Raw genomic sequence first — 22400 nt, forward strand, 5'->3', positions numbered from 1 at the left:
GCAACTTAGATAAGTTGCCTTTAGTGTGCGTTCTATTCTACTTATTCAGTAGGCTTAATCTGTCAGCAGATTAACTTAACTTGCCGTGACATTGTTTGTACTTGCGACCTGAGCCACAAGGACAAGGATCGTTACGACCCACTTTCTCACCATCACGGATCATCGGTGCTTGCGCAGTGACAGCTTCATGCTCATCACCACCGCCAACAAGCGACTCTGCCGCTGCGTGTTGATAGTCGCGCTGGATCTTGGCATCTTCTTCACGACGACGCGCTTCCATTTCTTCCACATCCGACTGAGCTTGAACTTGTACTTTCGACAGCACACTGATGACGTCGTGTTTCAAGGTGTTCAGCAGTTGTTGGAATAACTCAAACGACTCACGCTTATATTCTTGCTTTGGATTTTTCTGCGCGTAACCACGTAAGTGGATACCTTGACGCAGATGGTCCATCGCCGCTAAGTGTTCTTTCCACAGACCATCGAGTGTTTGCAGCATAACGGCTTTCTCGAACTGGCGTAGCACTTGCGCGCCAACCATTTCCTCTTTCGCCTTATACGCATCGCCCCAAGCAGTAATAATACGCTCACGCAGACTTTCTTCATGCAGATCGTCTTCTTTATCTAACCATTCTTGGATAGGTAATTTGAGCATAAATTCTTGGTGTAGACGTTGCTCTAAACCCGGGATATCCCAGAGCTCTTCTACTGATTGTGGTGGAATATATTGATCGATTACCGCGCCAATCACATCGTCTTGGATGTTTTGGATAGTATCTTCAATACTTTCCGCATCCATCAACTCGTTGCGCTGGGCGTAAACCACTTGGCGTTGATCGTTGGCTACGTCATCAAATTCGAGTAATTGCTTACGGATATCGAAGTTACGAGCTTCAACTTTACGTTGAGCATTTTCAATTGCGCGAGACACCCATGGATGTTCGATCGCTTCACCTTCTTCCATGCCCAGCTTTTTCATCATGCCAGAGACACGATCCGAGGCGAAGATACGCATTAAGCTATCTTCCATCGACAGATAGAAGCGTGATGAACCCGCGTCACCTTGACGACCCGCACGACCACGTAACTGGTTGTCGATACGGCGTGATTCGTGACGTTCAGTACCTAGGATGTGTAAACCACCTGCGGCAACGACTTCATCATGACGAACTTGCCAGTCGGCTTTGATCTTAGCTTTTTGATCAGCGGTTGGATTATCGAGCGCATCGATTTCCATGTTCCAGTTACCGCCAAGCACGATATCGGTACCACGACCTGCCATGTTAGTGGCAATAGTCACAGCGCCAGTACGACCTGCTTGGGCGACGATTTCAGCTTCTTTTTCATGGAATTTCGCGTTCAAAACTTGATGTGGGATTTTTTCCTGCACCATTAAGCGCGCTAGCAGTTCAGACTGTTCGATTGAGACCGTACCCACCAACACTGGCTGACCACGTTCGCGGCAATCTTTAATGTCTTTGATGATAGCTTGATATTTTTCATCGGCGGTCAGGTAAACCAAATCCGCCATATCCTTACGCACCATTGGACGGTTAGTCGGCACAACAACTGTGTCTAATCCATAGATGTGCTGGAATTCGAACGCTTCAGTGTCGGCTGTACCTGTCATACCTGCCAGCTTCTCGTATTGACGGAAGTAATTCTGGAAAGTGATCGAAGCCAATGTTTGGTTTTCGTTTTGAATATGCACGCCTTCTTTGGCTTCGACAGCTTGATGTAAGCCTTCTGACCAACGACGACCCGGCATAGTACGACCCGTGTGTTCATCGACTATGATGACTTCATTGTCTTGTACTATGTAATCCACATCACGCTCAAACAGCGTGTGCGCACGGAGCGCCGCGTTAACATGATGTAACAGGGAAATATTTGCAGCAGAATAGAGTGAGTCACCTTCGGCTAACATGCCGCGCTCGATCAGCAGGTTCTCTACTTTTTCTTGACCACGTTCGGTGAAATGCACTTGTTTGGCTTTTTCATCGATGCTGTAGTCACCTTCACCCACATACTCTTCAGAGTCTTCTTTATCCTGACGGATAAGATTTGGGATAAGCAGGTTGATCTTGATGTAAAGCTCAGAGCTATCTTCAGCGGCACCAGAGATAATCAGCGGTGTACGCGCTTCGTCGATTAAGATTGAATCCACTTCATCGATTAGGGCGTAATGCAACGGACGTTGTACCCGTTCTTGCGGCGAAAACGCCATGTTATCGCGCAAATAATCGAAACCAAACTCGTTGTTGGTACCGTAAGTGATATCGGCGTTATAGGCATCTTTCTTTGCCTGCTGACCGAGACCTGCCACGTTGATGCCGACGGTTAAACCAAGGAACTCAAACAGCGGACGGTTATTCTCGGCATCACGACGTGCTAAGTAATCGTTCACGGTAATCACGTGAACGCCTTTGCCCGTCAATGCGTTTAAGTAAGCGGGCAAGGTTGCCGTTAAGGTTTTACCTTCACCCGTACGCATCTCAGCAATACGGTTACTGTCGAGCACCATACCACCGAGTAACTGTACGTCGAAGTGGCGCATGTCAAATACACGCTTAGACGCTTCACGTACTGTCGCAAACGCTTCAGCCATGATGCTATCTAATGAAGCGCCGGCAGCTAAACGCTCACGGAACTCAGCGGTTTTCGCTTTTAATGCTTCATCGGTTAATTTTTCATAATCAGCTTCTAGTGCGTTAATGCTAATAACGATCTTTTGAAGCCCTTTAAGGGTGCGGTCGTTGCGACTACCAAATACTTTTGTCAGTAATTTACCAAACATCTGAATCACTTATTCTCTGTAGGCCAAGTCCATGATGGAAACTAGAAGCCAATGTTTCAATTAACTTGCTTTGCGGTAGACAAACTTTTGTGGATCTATCTGCTGTCCGCCGCGCAACACTTCATAATGCACATGAGCCCCAGTTGAGCGCCCAGTGCTTCCCATACTGGCGATTGCATCGCCTTTTGCGACCACATCACCTACAGTCACTGACAAAGCTTTATTATGGCCATAACGCGTATGTAAACCGTTACCATGGTCTATTTCGACCAACTCGCCATAACCGAACATGTTCCCAGCCCAAGTTACTACGCCTGCAGCAGTCGCAACAACTTTGGCCCCTTCTCGGCCGGTAAAATCAATCCCCTTATGCACAGTCCTGCGACCGTTGAAAGGGTCATTACGTAATCCGTAGGGCGACGATAACCAACCTTTATCGAGTGGGATCCCTGATATATAACGTTCATCATCTATATGGTGGTTAGATGACACTGTTTCAAGTAGTGAAAGCTGAACATTATTATTGTCAATTCGTGATGCCAACTTATCCATATCGTCGATAAGCTGTCCGAGCTCGATGTTAGTGCCTAATTCGCTCAAACCACCCACACCAACTTCGGATGAGAAATCGAAATCTTCATCCAATTTGTTCTGCTGGGCGACCTGTTGACCTAAGGCTTCGAGACGGGTGATCTTGGCTTGCATACGTGCAACATGAGTCACTAGCATAGCCAGTTGAGACTCGGTAGCACTTTTTAGCTCTAAGACTTGTTTCTTTTGTTGTTCGCGCACGAGACGATCGTTATCGACACTGGCTTGCTGATCTTGAAATCGAGCTGAGTTGTGTTGATAAATACCGGACCCAGTGGCCAACAATAGTATTGGAAGTAGCAACCAGCGTTTACTGGGCTGCCAGCGTGTGACGCCATTCCGACCTTGAATAAATACTGTTACACTCATAGCCTAATTCAGCCATCTTATTATCTTATGAAAAAGCCCCCTCAAGATCTCAGCCAATTACTGCATCAATCGGGCAAATTACCCGACCTTGCTGAGAAAGCGGAACTACTTATGTATCTGAATCATCATGTGAAGCAGATTATCGTAGGTCCTGTTGCGGAGCAGCTAAAAGTCGCTAATTTCCGCCAGGGTGTTCTTGTGGTTGAAACCACTTCGGCGGCCTGGGCTGCACGAATTAATTTCCAAAAGCCGAAGCTACTAGCGCAGCTTCAAGCAGAAACGCTCCCAATCCTTACCGCAATTGAAGTTAAAGTCAACCCGAGATTAGCAATGTATGACGCAAAGCCTAAACAGGGACACAAAGAATTAAGCCCTGCGGCAGCGGAGCATATTGCGGCATTAGCGGAAAATATTGGCGGTTCACTGGGCGAAAAACTAAAACGGCTGGCCTCATTGGCCAGCCGTAATAAATAATCTCACCGCTTTTTAAGCAAATACAGCGCCACCTGGCACGGTAAAGCTAACGGGAACATCGGCTTCTTTTTCAAAGCTAACCAACTCCCACGCATCCTGTTGCGCGAGTAAAGCACGCACCAATTGATTGTTCAACGCATGACCGGTTTTATACGCAGTAAACTCACCTAAAATAGCGTGTCCAGCCACATATAAATCACCAAACGCATCTAGAATTTTGTGCTTAACAAATTCGTCCTCATAACGCAGGCCGTCGGGATTAAGGACGCGATATTCATCAAGTACAACTGCGTTTTCCATGCTGCCGCCCAACGCTAGGTTGTTGGCTCGCAGATATTCGATATCACGCATAAACCCAAAAGTACGGGCGCGGCTGATATCTTTCACGAAAGCAGACGTTGAAAAGTCCATCACCACGTGCTGCTGGCTACGAGCGATCTCTGGGTGTGCGAAGTCAATTTTAAAATTGACTCTAAAACCTTTAAAGGGTTTTAGCTCGGCCCATTTGTCGCCATCTTCAACACGCACAGGGCGCTTAATCTTTAAGTACTTCTTAGGTGCGGCCTGCTCTTTAATACCCGCAGACTGCAATAAGAAGACGAATGGGCTCGCACTGCCATCCATAATAGGAATTTCAGGCGCGTCCACTTCGATTACGGCGTTATCTATGCCTAAACCCGCAAGTGCTGCAAATAAATGCTCAATGGTCGAGATACGAATACCTTCGTCATTGACAAGTGCCGTACACATAGTGGTTTCACGAACTTGCTCTGCCTTCGCTGGAATGGCGACGGCAGGACTCAAATCAGTGCGCACGAGTACGATCCCTGAATTAACGGGCGCGGGCATTATGCTCAAAGTGACCTTGTTGCCAGAATGCAATCCGACACCAGTAGTTTTCACCATTTTCTGAACAGTTCTTTGAAATATCATTCAGTTACCCGTTTAAATGCCAATTATAAAGCCTAATATTTGTACACTCAGCGTCGGCAAATTGGCCGCACTGGTTCAACATAATAACATAACTTTATTATGTCACACAAATGCAGCTATGCTGTGGTATTGCCCAAAACGAACAACACCTCACATATACGCTGGACTCAAACGCTATCGCTAGTCAGCTTGCTTACGCAAAAATGCTGGAATATCAAGATAATCCAACTCATGCTTTGTCGATGGTGCAGGCTGTGGAGCTGGCTGTGGAGCCGCTGGCAATACGTTGCCTTTTGGCGCAGCGTAGTTCACATGTACCGCTTCTTCGACATAGGCTTCGACTTTTGGTTCCACAACTACTGGCTCTGGACGAGGCGCAGGCTTAGACACCAATTGAATATCTGGACGCTTTTCAGCACCAATACCAGTAGCAACAACCGTTACACGCAGCTCATCACTCATTTCTGGGTCGATGACAGCACCCACAACCACAGTCGCGTTGTCAGAGGCATAAGCCTTAACGTGATTACCAACCGTTTCGAATTCTTCGATACTCATGTCCATACCCGCAGTGATGTTAACTAACACACCACGCGCACCGGCTAAGTCGATGTCTTCTAATAATGGGCTGGCAACAGCAGCTTCAGCCGCTTCTTCAGCACGGTCTTCACCGCGAGCGACGCCTGTGCCCATCATGGCATTACCCATTTCAGACATCACAGTCTTCACGTCGGCGAAGTCGACGTTAATCAGACCTGGACGAGTGATAAGTTCGGCAATACCTTGTACCGCGCCAAGTAACACGTTATTCGCTGCGGCGAACGCATCGAGTAAAGAAGTGCCACGGCCCAATACTTTTAATAATTTTTCATTTGGAATCGTGATTAACGAATCCACGTGCTTAGCCAGCTCAGCAATACCTTGCTCAGCATAAGCCATACGCTTTTTCCCTTCGAATGGGAAAGGCTTAGTCACAACCGCAACGGTCAGAATACCTTCTTCGCGAGCGATTTGAGCGACAACTGGTGCAGCACCAGTACCTGTACCACCGCCCATACCGGCAGCGATAAAGATCATGTCTGAGCCTTTGATCGCCGCGCGAATGTTTTCGCGGTCTTCTTCAGCTGCTGCACGACCCACATCTGGGTTTGCTCCTGCTCCGAGACCTTTAGTGACATCACGTCCTAATTGAATCGTTGAGCCTGCACCTGATTTTCTCAGGGCCTGAGCATCTGTATTGGTAACGATAAACTCAACACCTTCAATGTTGTGTTTGACCATATGTTCGACAGCGTTACCGCCGCCGCCGCCAACGCCGATGACTTTAATCACCGCGTCGTCTGAGTGAGTATCCATGATCTCAAACATTGTCTGATCTCCGTGTTGCCTGCGTTATGAAAATTAAAATTCGCCCTTAAACCAGCTTTGGACCCGATTCCAAGCGCTAGTTACCCCTTGGCGCTCAGGACGTTCGAACTGACGTTCGATCACCCGTCGTGCACCGTAATGAAGCAGTCCGACTCCAGTGGAGTAAATAGACTGGTCCACGTATTCATATAAACCTTTGATCGGTAGCGGTGACGCTACACGAACTGGCATGCCGAACGTCGCTTCCGCAATATCGACCACACCTTGAATCGACGCTGTGCCACCTGTGAGCACAATACCTGCAGCGATTTGATCTTCTAATCCACTATCTTTCAGCTCTTTGAGCACTAACTCAAACAGCTCTTGGTATCTTGGTTCTACCACTTCGGCGAGCGTGTGACGTGACATGCTACGTGATGGACGTCCACCTACCGATGGCACTTCGATACTGTCTTCGCGGCTCACCATAGAGCTGCGCGCACAGGCGAATTGCACTTTGATTTGTTCAGCATGTGACGACGGCGTGCGGAAAATCTTCGCAATGTCGTTGGTCACTTGGTTGCCCGCAACAGGCACAACCGCACAATGACGCAAGGCGCCGTTGGTATATACCGCAATATCTGTGGTGCCACCGCCGATATCGACGATACACACACCTAAGTCTTTCTCATCGAAGGTCAGCACGGCATCGGCTGAGGCAATCCCAGAGAACACTAAGTCGTCGACCTTAAGGCCACAACGCTCAACGCTCTTAGTGATGTTCTTCGCCATATCATTGGCGCAGGTCACTATGTGTACCTTGGCTTCCATACGCATGCCAGACATACCGATTGGGCTGCGAATGCCGTCTTGCACGTCGATCGCATATTCCTGTGGCAGCACATGCAAGATGCGACGTTCGGTCGGGATCTTCACCGAGCGAGCCGTGTGGATCACGTTATCAACGTCTTCCTGTGTCACTTCTTCATCGTTGATCGAGACCATGCCGTTTTCGTTTTGGCAGGCGATGTGTTTACCAGAGATGCTCAGGTAAACCGATGACACTTGGCAATCGGCCATTAATTCCGCTTGATCGAGCGCACGTTGCACACTGCGAACTATCGAATCTAAATCGTTAACGCCACCTTTATCCATACCTCTTGAGGGATGGTTGCCAAGGCCGACTATGCTGATTTCGCCATCGGGCAGAACTTCGCCTATGATCACTGCGACCTTAGAGGTTCCTATATCCAATCCGACGATAAGGTTTCTATCTTGGTTTTTGATCATTAATTATCGGCTCTCTTGTTTGTGCATCGCCCCAGCCTACGGCCAACCCTGTGTCGTAGCGCAAATCTACTCTGGCGACGGATTTATCTTGTTTCGCCAAAACCGGATAAACAGTTATAAATCGCTGTATCCGTGCAATTTTATCTTCTCGACCTAAATCTAAAACGATGCCGTTTCCTAAGGTCGCGTGCCACGCATGTCGCGGCGTCAAATTCAAACTGGCTAAGGTAAAGCCATTAATCTTTAACAGTGAGTTGATCTGTGCATACACAGTCAGCACCTCAAGACCCATATCGTCTGGCCCTGATAACTGCGGTAAATGCTCCAGCTCTGGGTGCGATGGCGCTTCAAACACTTCGCCATGCACGTTCAACCAAGCGTCACCATTCCAATGGGCTGCTGGTTGCTGCTCCTGCAAATATACCCTGAGTTTCGCTGGCCACTCACGTCTTACCGACGCGCGATACACCCAAGGTAAGTCTTCTAACGCCTGTTGCACTAAGGTGATGTCAGCACTAAAAAAACTCCGCTGCATTAAATCCTGTAGTGCCACTTGTATATCTTTATCTGTGGTGTAAGCCCGCTCACCTTTGATGGCAACGGCCTCAATCGGCAAGGTGCTGGCATCGTTTAAAAATTTATGTAGTTGGTATCCACCAAATACAAAACTGGCCACGATGAAGAATAAAAAGCCAGCCCCGCTCCACAGATACCAATTAACCCGTGACATTCTTGCCCGCCAGTGCCGCCTCTTATCACTCCAAGACACGCTTCATTCCACCTTTAACGACACTCATTAAAAACCACAGAAAACCGGCCATTATATAGACCAAAATCCTTTGGTCAAAATTTCCTTTTCCTCGCAGATCAAGCGCTAAAGATCAGCTTGCTTGCGCAGGTAATTCCGCAACGGCAAAGCCCAATTCTGTCGTCGCTAACAATCGTGACAGGGCGCCAATATTACCTGCACCTTGGGTGAGTAATAAATCCCCCTCTTGCAATACATCGGGCAATACCTCTGCGAGCTGATCAGGACTGGCGATAAAGATCGGATCTAACTGGCCACGCAGGCGAATTGAGCGACATAAGGCTCGGCCATCGGCACCAGTGATCGGCGCTTCACCCGCACTATAAACATCGAGCAACAGTAAACAATCCACTTGGGATAACACTTCCACAAAATCTTCATACAAATCACGGGTACGGGTGTATCTGTGTGGCTGATACGCCATAACCAGACGCTTGTCTGGCCAACCTGCACGGGCTGCTTTAATGGTCGCGGCAACTTCACTGGGGTGATGGCCATAATCATCGACTAACATAACTTCGCCCTTGGGCGTAGCAAACTTGCCCAAATGCTGGAAACGACGACCTATACCTTGGAACTCCACTAACGCCAGAGTAATGGCGCTATCGTCGATTTCATCTTCGGTCGCGACCGCTATCGCAGCTAACGCATTGAGCACATTATGTTGACCCGGTAAATTCAGCACCAGATCGAGATCCGCTTTGCCTTTACGTCTCACAGTGAAACGACACTGATGCCCTTGCTGACTGAAATTCAGCGCTTGCACGTCCGCATCGTCACTAAAACCATAGGTCACGAGTTGACGACCAATCCGCGGCATGATTTCGCGCACCACAGCATCGTCGATACACACAACTGCGACACCGTAAAACGGCAAGTTATGTAGGAAATCCACGAAGGTCGATTTCAATTTTTCGAAATCACCGCCATAGGTATCCATATGATCGGCTTCAATATTAGTTACCACACTGACCATAGGCTGCAAATGCAGGAAGCTCGCATCACTCTCATCGGCTTCGGCAATCAAGTAACGGCTGGTGCCTAATCTGGCGTTGGTACCGGCGCTATTGAGCAAGCCACCAATCACGAAGGTTGGATCCCGCCCCGCTTGACCGTACACGCTGGCGATAAGGCTCGTTGTCGTGGTTTTACCATGGGTGCCCGCAATTGCCACACCATGACGGTAGCGCATCAACTCGGCTAGCATTTCGGCGCGGCGCACAATAGGAATACGTAATTCTTTAGCAGCAAGGATTTCTGGGTTTTCCAGATTAATCGCCGTGGAGACCACGACCACATCCACTTGCTGCACGTTTTCGGCGGCATGACCAATTTGGATCTTGGCACCGAGCAAACACAATCTGTCGGTCACGGCATTTTGCGCGATATCCGAACCACTCACCTGATAGCCTTCGTTCACTAACACTTCGGCGATCCCGCCCATGCCCGCGCCGCCAATGCCGACGAAGTGAATACGCTTAATACGGCGCATTTCTGGGATCATGCTTCTCAGTTGTGCATATCTTTCTGTCTTAGTCATGCTTATCCTTTCTCAGCAAGGCTGATGCACACTGCGGCAACTTGTTCAGTCGCATCCAGTACGGCAACGTCTCTCGCTCTTTGGCCCATACGGGCTAATTCTGTTCTGTCATTGGCAAGCAGTTGTAATTTGCCCGCCAGTTTATTCACGTCCAAGATGGCCTGTGGCAATAGGAAAGCTGCGCCAGCCTCAACCAATACTTGGCCGTTACGGGTTTGGTGATCATCCACCGCATGGGGATAAGGCACCAGAATACTCGGTAGCCCCACCGCCGCTAACTCAGACACCGTCAGCGCACCGGCGCGGCACAATACCACATCAGCCCAGCGATAAGCGGCTTCCATGTCGTCGATAAACTCGGCGATATTCACGCCGCCATCTTGCCCATGTTGCTGATAAGCCGCCTTCACGCCCGCAAGATTATCTTTACCCACTTGATGCCAAACCGTAACAGACTGCTGCTGACTCAGAATCGCAACCGCTTCAGGCATTAGATCATTAAAGACTTTGGCGCCAAGGCTGCCACCGACAACTAATACTTTTAAGGCTTCATCAGCCTCTGGCTTTGGTTCTGCGCCTAAGGCAATCAATTCTTGGCGAATCGGATTACCAACAACCTTGGCCTTCACTGTGGTAAAGGTATTTTTAAAGGCACATAACACTTGCGTCGCAATCCGCGACAACAACTTGTTCGTCATCCCTGGGATGGCATTTTGCTCATGTAGTACCAATGGAATGCCGGCTAATCTTGCCGCCACACCACCTGGGCCACTGGCGAATCCACCCATGCCAAGCACGACATCGGGTTTAAACTCAGCAATCACGGCCTTAGCCTGCAATATTGAGCGCACCACTTTAAAGGGCGCCGCGAGTTTACGTATCAAACCATTGCCGCGCACACCTTTGATATCGATGAAATCAATATCAAATCCATACTGGGGCACTAAACGCGCCTCCATACGATCGGCCGTGCCTAACCAACGCACTTGCCAACCCTGTTGAGCTAGATACTTAGCCACTGCCAGCGCCGGGAACACATGTCCTCCCGTACCACCCGCCATGACTAAAATTCGTTTTCCTGCTGGGGTCATCACTTCAATCTCCCTTGCACGGCCTGAACTAATGTCATGCGCCGTTCGTAATCAATGCGTAGCAACATCATGGCTGCCGCCGTCATGACCCATAAACTACTGCCGCCGTAGCTGATAAAAGGCAATGTCAGTCCTTTGGTCGGTAACATGCCGATACTCGCGCCAACATTAACCACAGTCTGGAAACATACCCAAATACCAATGGCGTAACCTAAATAACCTTCGAATGGCTTATCCATGGCTAAGCACAAATTGCCCAAACGAATCGATCTCAGCGCCACAAACAGCAGCACAGATAACACAGCGATAATGCCGATAAAACCTAATTCTTCCCCGATCACGGCGAAGATGAAGTCAGTGTGCGCTTCAGGCAGATATTCTAATTTTTGAATACTGTTGCCCAGCCCTTGGCCAAACCAATCGCCACGGCCATAGGCCATCAAAGATTGCGTCAACTGGTAACCACTACCAAAGGGATCTTGCCAAGGATCCATAAACGATGTCACCCGGCGCATACGGTAAGGTTCTAACAACACCAAAGCCACAAACGCCAAAACGCCGGCAAAAATCAGGGCGAAGAAATCGAGCAAACGTGCTCCCGCCAAAAACAGCAGACCAACGGTACCGACGAACAACACCACAACCGTCCCTAAGTCGGGCTGCATCAAAATCAGCACAGCGTAAATGGCAAATACCGCAATCGGTTTATAGAAACCCTTAGCGTTCTCGCGCACTTCCTGATGACGACGCACTAAATAGCCCGCCATGTAGATGGCAAAGGCAAATTTAGCGACTTCCGCCACTTGGATGCGTATTGGGCCTATCGATAACCAACGCGTCGCGCCGTTTACCGTAGTACCGACCACTAAAACCGCCAGCAACATCAAGCCCACAACCAATAGCAACATGGGGCTCCAGCGCTGCCAAGTTTGCATTTCAACTCTTAATACAAATGCCGCAATGGCTAAGCAACCCACTAAATAACCCACATGGCGAGTCATAAAATAAAACGGGTTACCCGTGAGCGTTTGCGCTTCGGGCATTGAGGCCGACATCACCATCACAAAGCCAAAGCCAATCAAAGACAACACAGCCGTGAGCAAAGCACGGTCGTACAATTGCACGCCCGGCACTTCGGTATCACGTTGCCAATTGGGCATTGCTGAACGCAAACGCCCAAATAGGCTAAGTTGTCTTACATCACTCGCCATTAAGTTGCTCCACAAGGTTTCTAAAATCGTCGCCTCGAGCCATAAAGTTACTGTACATATCTAAACTGGCGCAGGCTGGTGACAATAAAACGATATCGCCAGAGGTCGCTAATTCAGCGGCTTTCGTTACCGCTGCCGCCATAGTATCGACCTTCACCGCGCCGTCTTTTAACGCGGCAATCTTTTTGCCATCACGACCTAAGGTAATGAGGTGTGTTACTTTCGCTAACGCCACACCTAAAGGTTTAAAATCAGCACCTTTGCCGTCGCCGCCAGCAATCAAAATAATATCGCCTAAGTGATCACTCAAACCATCGAGCGCGGCAACGGTGGCACCGACGTTCGTTGCTTTCGAGTCATTGACATAGGTCACGCCATTCTTAATGCCAACCACTTCACAGCGATGGGATAAGCCGGTAAAGCTACGCGCCACTTTTGCCATAACCTGCTTATCAACACCGACAACATCCACAAGCGCCATTGCTGCGAGTAGGTTGGCATGGTTATGACTGCCAATCAGGGAGACTTCTGTGATCGGCATGATTTCGCTGCTGCCGTGATAAATCTTGCTGTCGCTGATGCCCCATTCGTCCGCTTCTGGCGAAGCTAAACCAAAACTGTTTTGGTTCATTGGCTCTGGCGGTACGGTCAGTTTATCGTCGCGATTAAACAGCACGGCGCGGCTTTGTTTGTATAAACGTAATTTAGCTTCGCGGTAGGCAGCGATATCGCTGTATCTGTCCATGTGGTCTTCGCTGATATTCAAACAGGTCGCCACCACACACTTAAGGCTATGGGTGGTTTCCAATTGAAAGCTCGACAACTCAAGCACAAATAAGTCGGCATTTTCATGCAGTAAATCCAGCGCAGGCACACCGATATTGCCACCAACGGCAACGGCAATACCCGCTTCCCTTGCCATTTCGCCCACAAGCGTAGTGACAGTTGATTTACCGTTAGAGCCAGTAATACCGATAACGCAAGGTTTACGGTCAGCAATCTCACGGGCAAATAGCTCCACATCGCCAATCACTTCGATGCCCATATCCACAGCGGCACGCACCTCTGGGGTATAAGTGGCAATGCCGGGACTGATAATGATCTGCGTCGCTTGCACGAGATAACGGCAATCGAATCCGCCAGAAATCAGCTTCACATCAGGAAAAGACGTCGCTAATGTTTCGGCGCCCGGAGGCTGCCGACGACTGTCCATCACCAATGGCGTAATGCCCTTTCCACACAAATAGCGCACGACGGACAACCCCGTTGCCCCTAAACCTAACACTATGTGTGAATACTGATTTTGCATAACCAATTACCTTAACTTCAACGTGGCTAAGCCAAGTAAGACGAGGAATATCGAGATAATCCAAAAACGCACTATCACCCGAGGTTCAGGCCAGCCTTTTAACTCATAGTGATGGTGTATCGGCGCCATGCGGAAAATACGCTGGCCGCGTAACTTGTACGAACCTACCTGCAGAATGACTGACAGGGTTTCCATCACGAACACACCGCCCATGATCACTAACAAAATTTCTTGGCGAACGAGCACTGCAATTGTGCCCAGTGCAGCACCTAATGACAGAGAACCCACATCGCCCATGAAGACTTGCGCAGGGTAAGTGTTGAACCACAAAAAGCCCAGACCCGCACCGACAATGGCGGTACAGACAATCACAAGCTCACCCGAACCGGGTAAATGCGGAATATGTAAGTAGTTTGCAAACTGCGCGTGACCCGATAAATAAGCAATCAAGGCAAACGCCGCCGCGACCATTACCGTCGGCATAATGGCCAAACCGTCGAGGCCGTCGGTTAAGTTCACCGCATTACTCGACCCCACAATAGTGAAGTACGCCAATACGATAAATACGGCGCCCAGTTGCGGCATTATGTCTTTAAAGAAAGGCACCACTAACTGGGTTTCACCTGGATTTACCGCTGTGGCATATAGGAAAAAAGCAATGAGCAGCGCAGCCAAAGATTGCAGAATGTACTTCCAGCGCGCGATCAAACCTTTAGTGTCTTTACGCACCACTTTGCGGTAATCGTCGATAAAGCCGATCAGACCGAAACTGCCGAGCACAAACAACATCACCCACACATAGCGGCTACCGAGATCGCCCCACAGCAATACACTGATGAAGATAGCGGCCAATATCAGCAAGCCACCCATAGTCGGCGTGCCACGCTTACTAAAATGTGATTCTGGACCATCGTTACGCACGACCTGACCAATTTGCAGTAATTGCAAACGTTCAATCAGTTTAGGGCCAAACCATAAGCTAAAAACCAATGCGGTCAATAAGCCTAAAATGGCTCGAAACGTCACATAGGAAAACACGTTAAACCCGGTATGAAAACGGGTTAAATACTCGGCCAGATATACCAGCATTTACACTAACTCCCCACGCCCGAAGGCTACTGTTAGTCCATCCACGACCCGCTCCATGGCGGCGCTACGTGAACCTTTAACGAGAACCGTTACCTGTCCCGGTAACTGGTTAATATGCTTTATGAGTTTTTCTACTAACGTCGCCACACTGTCATAGTGCTCCGCACCGAAAGCTTGGCTCGTATGCTGACTTAAGGTTCCAGTGCAAAACAAGGCATCTATCCCCTGTTGCTTGGCCAGTTGCCCTAGTTCAGCGTGTAAAAGGGGCGCATTGTCGCCTAATTCTCCTAAATCTCCCAGTACCAGACAGCGATTTTCAGAAATTTCCTTTAACCAAGCGATTGCCGCCCCAACGGACACAGGATTCGCGTTATAGCTATCGTCGATTAGACGAACGCGTCCCAATTGACTCGGCTGCATGCGCCCTTTAACTGGCGTTAATTGGCTTAAGCCTTCTGCGATTTCTGTCAAACTTAATCCCAATGCAATACAAACACTTGCAGCGGCGAGAGCATTACTCACCTGATGACGGCCCGCCAGTGGCAAGACTACTTGGCAAGATTCACCTAAATAATTGAGCATAAAACGATAGCAGCCATCGGCATTGGCCTTATGACCTGTAGCGATGACATCGATATGACGTTTAGCAGCACCATCTTGCTGGGAGAAACTCAGTTGCTTATAAGGTCTTGCCTTAACGCTCATAAAATCGGCGAAGGCATCATCGGCGTTGATGATGGCGGTGCCATCGGCCTGCAGATGATTAAAAATTTCCGACTTAGCCTGCGCGACCCCCGCTTGCGATCCAAATCCTTCTAAGTGGGCACTGCCGACGTTATTCACCAGCGCCACGTTCGGACGCACGAGTCCCGAGGTGTAATCAATTTCACCTTTATGGTTTGCGCCGAGTTCGAATATCCCAAACTCATCCGCTGGCGTTAAACGCAGCAAGGTAAGCGGCACACCGATTTCATTGTTGAAGTTACCAGCGGTATAGAGGATTTGATGCTTTGCCGACAGAATGGTCGCGATCATTTCCTTCACGCTGGTCTTACCGTTTGAGCCTGTTAACGCCACGCAAATCGGATTGATTTGGTCACGGACATAAGCCCCTATCGCGCCCATGGCTTTTTGGCAATCGGGCACAATCAGCTGCGGAATATCAAAGGCTAATTCGCGCTCGACCATTAACGCCGCGGCGCCGTTCTCAATAGCGGTTGCAGCAAAATCATGGCCATCAAAACGCTCACCCTTTAAGGCAACAAACAGGGTTGCAGCGCCGATTTTGCGGCTATCACTGCTTAAATCTTCGATGGTGACGTCGTCACCGACTCGAAACGTACCTAAGTGTTGACTTAGGGTCTCGAGAGAAAGAGGGATCATCTTGATTGCTCCGATAACTGGCGTGCCAGGGCGCGTTCATCATAGTCATGACGCACACCTGCCGCCTCTTGGTAAGTTTCGTGGCCTTTGCCCGCAAGCAAGATCACATCGCCAGGTTTCGCCAATGCCACAACCTCTTTAATTGCTGCGATACGGTCAACCTGAGTCAATGCCTGCTGAGGGTGGGTTAGCCCTTGGATAATATCGGTAATAATTTGCGCGGGGTCTTCACTACGCGCATTGTCGCTCGTCACCATAATGCGGTCAGCATATTGCTCTGCAGCTTTGCCCATCAAAGGACGCTTGCCCTTATCACGGTCGCCACCACAGCCAAATACGCACCATAAATCACCGGCACAATGGCGACGTAGCGCGTTTAACGCTTGTTCAATCGCATCTGGCGTATGGGCATAATCGACCACTAAGGTAATGTTATTCGCAGTTGTGAAACGCTCCATACGACCTGCGACAGGCATTAGGTATTGCACTTGCTCGGCTAACGCTTTCATATCAAAACCTTGCAGATACAAGGCTGAGAGCGCCGCGAGTAAATTAGAAAGATTAAAGGCACCAAGAAGTGGTGAGTGGATTTGAGTCTCGCCCTCGGGCCACACTAAGGTTGCACTGACACCTTGATCGTCAAACTTGGCATTTTTAGTATAAAAAGCCGCGGCTTGATGACCTTCAATACTAAAGCCCCACATTTGCGCAGGCACAGATTTAAGTTCAGTCAACCAAGATGCACCAACCGCGTCGTCGAGATTTAATAAACCGTGACCTAAGGTGCTGAAACGAAATAGGCTTTGCTTAGCGGCGGCATAGCTTTCCATATCGCCGTGGTAATCGAGGTGATCCCGCGTCAGATTGGTGAATACGGCAACATCGAAGGGGACAGCGTCGACTCGGCCTTGCACTAAGCCGTGGCTCGACACTTCCATAGCGCAGACACTCACGCCTTGGGCTTCAAAGTCATGCAACTGACGCATTAAGGTAATAGCATCGGCTGTGGTGTTACCGCTATCGACAAGCTCACCCCAAAGGCCATTGCCAAGGGTGCCCATCACGGCGGCTTTGCGGCCGAGCGACGTTATCAGCTGGGCAATCAGTTGGCTTGTCGAGGTTTTGCCATTAGTGCCTGTAATACCAATCACCCCAAGGGATGTTGCCGCAGACTGATGCGCTAAGGGATAACGCTGGGCGGCAATTGCCGATACTTGGCGGCTCAACTGGAAAACATAAATCTGTACGCCGTGCTCGGCATTATCTCTGAGCAACACTTTGCCATGCTGATCGGCATCATCCGTGTGGACTAATACGGCTGCAGCACCTAAATCTAAGGCTTTTTCAATAAACTGTCTGCCATCGACCTTATGCCCTGGCAGCGCCAAAAACACATCGCCGCGACGTATTGCGCGGCTATCTAAGGTCAAATCGTTGAAGGACTGCGCGCCGGCATAATGCAGCCAAGGCGCAAGCAGATCCCGTAATAACATCATTCTGCTCTCCCGGCGGCGATACCCGCCAATTGCACTTGTTCTTTATCGGTAATGGGTTCAACGTTTAACATTTGCAGTGCGCCAGACATGACTTTGGCAAATGCCGGCCCCGCCACTGAACCACCATAATAGAGATCGCCCTTAGGCTCGTTTACGACGACCACTATCGCTAACTTAGGATTATTCGCTGGGGCAACACCCGCAAATAAAGCAACATAATCATCACCATAACCGCCAGCAACCGCCTTACGGCTTGTACCAGACTTGCCCGCAACTGGATAACCGTCGATATGCGCTAAGGTGCCCGTGCCGCCTTTTTCTGTCACGCCAACCAGCATTTGCATCACATCGTGTGCCACATCTTCAGAAATGACTCGCTCACCGACCGGTGGCTTTTTCAGTTTCATAATTGAGACGGGAAATAAGGTGCCGCCATTGCCTAAGGTGGCGTACATGCGTGCAAGTTGCAGTGTGGTTGCGGTTAAACCGTAACCGAAGGACAAAGTGGCGCGCTCAAAGTCAGACCAACGGTGACGGTCTTGGATCACACCCGCGCTTTCACCCGTAAGGTTGATCCCTGAGAAGCTCCCAAGCCCCATAGATTGATAGGTGCCGAGTAACTGCTGCACCGGAATAGACAAGGCCAATTTACTGATGCCGACGTTACTGGATTTCGCCAGAATACGCGCCAAACTCATGTCGCCATAGTTGGCGGGGTCGCGCACTTGGCGGCCGCCTAAACGCATCCAACCCGGTGAAGTGGCAATAATATCGGTCGATTTAACTGTACCAGCTTCAAGCGCGGCAGCCACAACAAAGGGCTTAATGGTCGAACCTGGCTCGAAGGTATCAGTCATGGCGCGGTTACGCATTCTGAAGGTTTGCAGATTGTCGCGCGCATTGGGGTTGTACGATGGCGTATTCACCATAGCCAACACTTCACCCGTGTGGATATCGAGTACGACGATGGAACCAGAGGTCGCTTGGTTCATCTCTGTGGTGCGTTTCAGCTCGCGGTATGCTAACTGCTGAATCCGTTGATCTATACTGAGCACGAGATCATTCGGGCTTTCGCCTTCTTGGATGATATCGAGGCGCTCAACCACATGACCATCGCGGGATTTACGCACTTTCTGTTTTGAAGGCGTCCCCGTTAGCCAGCTATTGTAAGCATTTTCTACGCCTTCAATCCCAACATCATCAATGTTAGTGATGCCGATTAACTGAGCTGTGATTTCACCGCCAGGGTAATAACGACGGGATTCCGACTTAAGGAAAACACCGGGTAATTTCAGCTGAGTGATGTAGTCCGCGACCGCTGGGGTAATTTGGCGTTTCAAGTAGGTAAAGCGTTTGGTGGGATTACCGCGTACCCGGTCTAATAAATCTTCTACAGGTTCATGCAATACATCAGCTAACGCTTGCCAGCGACGCATATCCGCAAAACCATTGTTATCATTGACTTGTTTAGGGTCAGCCCAAACAGCACGTACTGGCACACTAACGGCCAACATGTCGCCATTGCGATCTGTGATCAAACCTCGCTGCACCTCACGGCTCGTGGTCCGTAAGGTACGCATATCGCTTTCATGGCGTAATTTGTCAGGCTCAATAATTTGAATGTAGGCTGCGCGTCCCACTAGGCTGCAAAATAGCGTACACACAAACCCCACCACTACGTATAAACGCCAATGGATTAGTTGTGGTTTCTGCGGTTTGCTTACCCGTTTGATTTTCGCTTGCCTAGTCATATCTTCCCTATAATCACGGCACCTTTACCACAACTTCTTCGCTGGGTAACGGACGACTCATGTTGAGTTCCTTAGAAGCAATGCGCGTAATACGACTGTGCTCAGTCTGCGATTGCTCCTCTAATAATAAATTGCGCCACTCAATATCTAATCTATCTCGCTCTTGTAGCAACTGATCCCACTGGGTTGTGAGCTGGCGACTAACATGGCTGCCATAAACAACCGCGACCGCATTACAGAGCACGAGCAGCGCTAATAACAAGATCCATTTGTGCTGCCATAAATCGTGTAAGACAATACGTGGCAGGTTGATCGAGGGCTTACTCACAATACGCCCCTTAGTAATCTAAACGCTCGGCAATGCGTAACACTGAGCTACGAGCTCTGGCATTGCGTTCGATTTCTTCGTCGGAAGGCATAATCGCCTTACCAACTGCGCGAAGCTTACGCGACTTGTTAATCTGATCTTCAGTGATCGGAAGACCGTGCGGCACACTCTCGCCTTGGCTATGGCGGCGAATAAAGCGCTTCACAATGCGATCTTCTAAAGAATGGAAACTGATGACCGACAAGCGCCCTTGGGGGGCCAGCACATTGACGGCTCCTTCAAGTGCCTGATCAATTTGATCTAATTCACTATTGATATAAATGCGGATCGCTTGAAACACCCGAGTCGCAGGATGCTTATTGCGTTCTTTATTTTTAGTGATACGCGCAATTAAATCGGCTAAATCTTTGGTACGTAAAAACGGCGTTTTCTCACGATCGGCAGCGATACAACGGGCAATATGACGTGCATTTTTCTCTTCACCGTAAGTTTTAAATATCCAAGCCATATCTTCAATTTCGGCACGAGCCAACCATTGCGCAGCCGTTTGGCCTTGGCTGTTATCCATCCGCATATCGAGTGGACCATCGCGTAAAAAACTAAAACCGCGTTCAGCATCGTCAAGTTGCGGCGAAGACACACCTAAATCGAGTAATACGCCATCTATTTTGCCCACTAGCCCAAGCTCTTCGACGTAATCGGCTAATTGGCCAAAACCACCATGCACGATTTGAAAGCGAGGATCGTCAGCAAATTGTTTCGCCGCTTCAATCGCTTGGGGATCTCTGTCGATGGCGATCAATCGACCATGTTCACCGAGTTGTTGTAATACTTGTCTTGAATGACCACCGCGGCCAAACGTGCCATCGATATAGATGCCATCGTCTTTGATGTTTAAACCGCCAACCGTTTCTGCTAGCAGTACGGATAAATGGGCAAATTCTTGACTCATTACTCTCTTCTTATTTAGTTATCACGACTCGTTAAAGTGAAAAATCCGCGAGGCGCTCGTTACTGGCAAGCTCCTCACTTCGAATCGTTTCCTGACACTCATCGATTTGCTGCAGCCAAGATTGCTCATCCCACAGCTCAAATTTATTCAATTGCCCCACCAGCATGATGCGCTTATCTAAATTGGCATATTGCCTTAGCGGTGGCGGCAGTAATATGCGCCCATTACCGTCGAGCTCCACTTCGTGGGCATAACCAAGTAACAGACGTTTCAACGATCGCTGGGTTTTATCGGTATCGGAAAGCGTTAACAACTTAGCTTCGATCAATTCCCATTCATGGATTGGATACAAGAGTAAACAGGCGGATTGGATGTCGACGGTAATCACGATGCGGCCTTGGTGCTCAAGCTGCAAAGGTTCGCGGTATCGCACTGGAATAGCGATCCGTCCCTTTGTATCTAAGTTGATAGCACTGGCTCCACGAAACACGCTAATTCATCCTTTCCTGTGATTTTTGATCCACAAATATCCACTATTTCCCACAACTGCTAAGTTTAGGGACAGTCGACAAGCAATGTCAAGGGATGGGATCCTTTTATAAATCCAGTCGGCAAGCGGGTTAGCAGCATGTTGAGCACTTAACCTAGCGACAAACTTTTGACATGAAAGACCACGAGAGATCGACTAAACAGAAGAAACTACAGGAATAAATTGCGCCGAAATATTCAGCAACCTTTTGCTTTCAGGTGCTTGCGATGAAAAAAATGGGGGATTAATTCTGTATTTGTGGAATTTTACGGGTCGAGGAATAACCTTAAGCCCAAAAAAGTAACAAAATAAACTTAAATTCAACCTTATTAGACAGTCAAAAAAGAGTTGGATTTAGCACGAAAATCTAAATAATTATCCGAAATAAAGACGATCATCTTTTTGCAGATGGTTGAATATTAATGTCACGATTGCGAGAAGGCTCAAAATTTCTAGCCAAAATCCACCAAAAGCTCTACGCAAATCCAACAAAATTGCCTCGATTTCGAACTCGCTACTACTTGTTTCTTCTCAACCACTATGCTTCTTTCTTGCTGAGCACTGCTTTAATTCACATCTGTTGCTCATACCAAAACCTAAGCCCCTCATTCGCCTTAAACACTTAAACGGCGTATAGTCTAAATATTAACCGACTCCTGCCGATAACACGTTAAGAGCTGTAGTAACAAGGAGGCGTTATGAGTGGATTGGATAGCATTTATGCCATGCTGGCGCAGCCAGTGAAAGCCGTGTTGCACCCTAAACGGGTCGTCGACCAAGTGAGTAGTGCAACCGCAAATGCCCCCGATAGCCATGAAACACCGCAGTCGCAGTTACCCCCAACGTTAGAAGGGCGCGACGCGAAAGTCAGGGAGAGACGCAAAGATGCTGATAACAACAAGAATAAGAAACGCCGTGCATCGGATGAGCCTGAAGAATTAAAAGAAGGTGTCGTGCTTGAAGTGACCGACGATACCGCGGAAATCAAAAAGCCACCGAGCCAACATATTATTGATGTTGAAGTATAAATCCGTCTTAATATAAAACGGAAAAGGCGCAATCCTATTGGATTAGCGCCTTTTTATTCACCACAATCGAGTCATATTTCAAAC

General features: G+C 48.9%; 19 protein-coding genes. 2 read left to right on the forward strand and 17 right to left on the reverse strand.

What is annotated here, in order from left to right; translation table 11 throughout:
* Nucleotides 1–70: 70 nt before the first annotated feature.
* Nucleotides 71–2797, reverse strand: a complete 2727-nt coding sequence (gene secA / locus Q4Q54_RS08955; protein WP_261273716.1) for a preprotein translocase subunit SecA — start codon at nucleotides 2795–2797, stop codon at nucleotides 71–73.
* A gap of 60 nt (nucleotides 2798–2857) precedes the next feature.
* The gene (locus Q4Q54_RS08960) at nucleotides 2858–3757 is read right to left on the reverse strand and encodes a M23 family metallopeptidase (protein WP_006079901.1); all 900 of its coding nucleotides are present in this window, start codon (nucleotides 3755–3757) and stop codon (nucleotides 2858–2860) included.
* Between the two features lie 27 nt (nucleotides 3758–3784).
* Between Q4Q54_RS08960 and Q4Q54_RS08965 the strand changes: the two genes are divergently transcribed.
* Nucleotides 3785–4231, forward strand: coding sequence for a DciA family protein (locus Q4Q54_RS08965; protein ID WP_311988246.1), 447 nt, complete (start codon nucleotides 3785–3787; stop codon nucleotides 4229–4231).
* A 12-nt stretch (nucleotides 4232–4243) separates the two neighbouring features.
* On the opposite strand, the gene lpxC is transcribed toward Q4Q54_RS08965, so the two are convergent.
* The 15 genes from lpxC to mraZ all read right to left on the reverse strand — a co-directional run bounded on the left by lpxC (nucleotide 4244) and on the right by mraZ (nucleotide 21249).
* Nucleotides 4244–5164, reverse strand: a complete 921-nt coding sequence (gene lpxC, locus Q4Q54_RS08970; RefSeq protein ID WP_011845621.1) for a UDP-3-O-acyl-N-acetylglucosamine deacetylase — start codon at nucleotides 5162–5164, stop codon at nucleotides 4244–4246.
* 180 nt (nucleotides 5165–5344) lie between these two features.
* Entirely contained in the window at nucleotides 5345–6532 is a 1188-nt protein-coding gene (gene ftsZ / locus Q4Q54_RS08975; protein ID WP_006079898.1) for a cell division protein FtsZ, read from the reverse strand.
* 33 nt (nucleotides 6533–6565) lie between these two features.
* Complete coding sequence (gene ftsA, locus Q4Q54_RS08980) at nucleotides 6566–7801, reverse strand: cell division protein FtsA (RefSeq protein WP_006079897.1); 1236 nt, start codon at nucleotides 7799–7801, stop codon at nucleotides 6566–6568.
* Nucleotides 7782–8531, reverse strand: coding sequence for a cell division protein FtsQ/DivIB (locus Q4Q54_RS08985; RefSeq protein ID WP_311988247.1), 750 nt, complete (start codon nucleotides 8529–8531; stop codon nucleotides 7782–7784). The genes ftsA and Q4Q54_RS08985 overlap by 20 nt, the downstream gene beginning before the upstream one ends.
* Before the next feature lie 151 nt (nucleotides 8532–8682).
* Nucleotides 8683–10149, reverse strand: a complete 1467-nt coding sequence (murC, locus tag Q4Q54_RS08990; protein WP_311988248.1) for a UDP-N-acetylmuramate--L-alanine ligase — start codon at nucleotides 10147–10149, stop codon at nucleotides 8683–8685.
* A 2-nt stretch (nucleotides 10150–10151) separates the two neighbouring features.
* The gene (gene murG, locus Q4Q54_RS08995) at nucleotides 10152–11240 is read right to left on the reverse strand and encodes an undecaprenyldiphospho-muramoylpentapeptide beta-N-acetylglucosaminyltransferase (RefSeq protein ID WP_006079894.1); all 1089 of its coding nucleotides are present in this window, start codon (nucleotides 11238–11240) and stop codon (nucleotides 10152–10154) included.
* A complete protein-coding gene (gene ftsW / locus Q4Q54_RS09000) occupies nucleotides 11240–12451 on the reverse strand; it encodes a cell division protein FtsW (RefSeq protein ID WP_259511933.1) in 1212 nt (403 codons plus the stop codon). Before ftsW ends, murG begins: the two co-directional genes overlap by 1 nt.
* Nucleotides 12441–13760 (reverse strand): UDP-N-acetylmuramoyl-L-alanine--D-glutamate ligase, encoded by a 1320-nt coding sequence (murD, locus tag Q4Q54_RS09005; protein WP_311988249.1) that lies wholly within the window; start codon nucleotides 13758–13760, stop codon nucleotides 12441–12443. The genes ftsW and murD overlap by 11 nt, the downstream gene beginning before the upstream one ends.
* A gap of 6 nt (nucleotides 13761–13766) precedes the next feature.
* Nucleotides 13767–14849: a phospho-N-acetylmuramoyl-pentapeptide-transferase gene (mraY, locus tag Q4Q54_RS09010; RefSeq protein ID WP_311988250.1), complete on the reverse strand. Its 1083-nt coding sequence runs from the start codon at nucleotides 14847–14849 to the stop codon at nucleotides 13767–13769.
* Entirely contained in the window at nucleotides 14850–16232 is a 1383-nt protein-coding gene (gene murF, locus Q4Q54_RS09015) for a UDP-N-acetylmuramoyl-tripeptide--D-alanyl-D-alanine ligase (RefSeq protein ID WP_011982225.1), read from the reverse strand. It lies immediately after the preceding gene.
* Entirely contained in the window at nucleotides 16229–17728 is a 1500-nt protein-coding gene (gene murE, locus Q4Q54_RS09020; protein ID WP_311988251.1) for a UDP-N-acetylmuramoyl-L-alanyl-D-glutamate--2,6-diaminopimelate ligase, read from the reverse strand. The genes murF and murE overlap by 4 nt, the downstream gene beginning before the upstream one ends.
* Nucleotides 17725–19479: a penicillin-binding transpeptidase domain-containing protein gene (locus tag Q4Q54_RS09025; protein ID WP_106648319.1), complete on the reverse strand. Its 1755-nt coding sequence runs from the start codon at nucleotides 19477–19479 to the stop codon at nucleotides 17725–17727. Before Q4Q54_RS09025 ends, murE begins: the two co-directional genes overlap by 4 nt.
* Before the next feature lie 13 nt (nucleotides 19480–19492).
* On the reverse strand, nucleotides 19493–19807 hold the full coding sequence (gene ftsL, locus Q4Q54_RS09030) for a cell division protein FtsL (RefSeq protein ID WP_220591820.1): 315 nt from the start codon (nucleotides 19805–19807) through the stop codon (nucleotides 19493–19495).
* 10 nt (nucleotides 19808–19817) lie between these two features.
* On the reverse strand, nucleotides 19818–20759 hold the full coding sequence (gene rsmH / locus Q4Q54_RS09035; protein ID WP_311988252.1) for a 16S rRNA (cytosine(1402)-N(4))-methyltransferase RsmH: 942 nt from the start codon (nucleotides 20757–20759) through the stop codon (nucleotides 19818–19820).
* 31 nt (nucleotides 20760–20790) lie between these two features.
* Nucleotides 20791–21249 carry a division/cell wall cluster transcriptional repressor MraZ gene (mraZ, locus tag Q4Q54_RS09040; RefSeq protein ID WP_006079885.1) on the reverse strand — a complete coding sequence of 153 codons (459 nt, stop codon included), beginning with the start codon at nucleotides 21247–21249 and terminating at the stop codon, nucleotides 20791–20793.
* Between the two features lie 737 nt (nucleotides 21250–21986).
* Here mraZ and Q4Q54_RS09045 point away from each other — a divergent pair.
* Nucleotides 21987–22316, forward strand: coding sequence for a hypothetical protein (locus Q4Q54_RS09045; protein WP_006079884.1), 330 nt, complete (start codon nucleotides 21987–21989; stop codon nucleotides 22314–22316).
* Nucleotides 22317–22400: the final 84 nt, after the last annotated feature.

Origin of the sequence: Shewanella sp. SP2S2-4 (assembly GCF_031932025.1) — a bacterium.
GTDB lineage: Bacteria > Pseudomonadota > Gammaproteobacteria > Enterobacterales > Shewanellaceae > Shewanella > Shewanella baltica.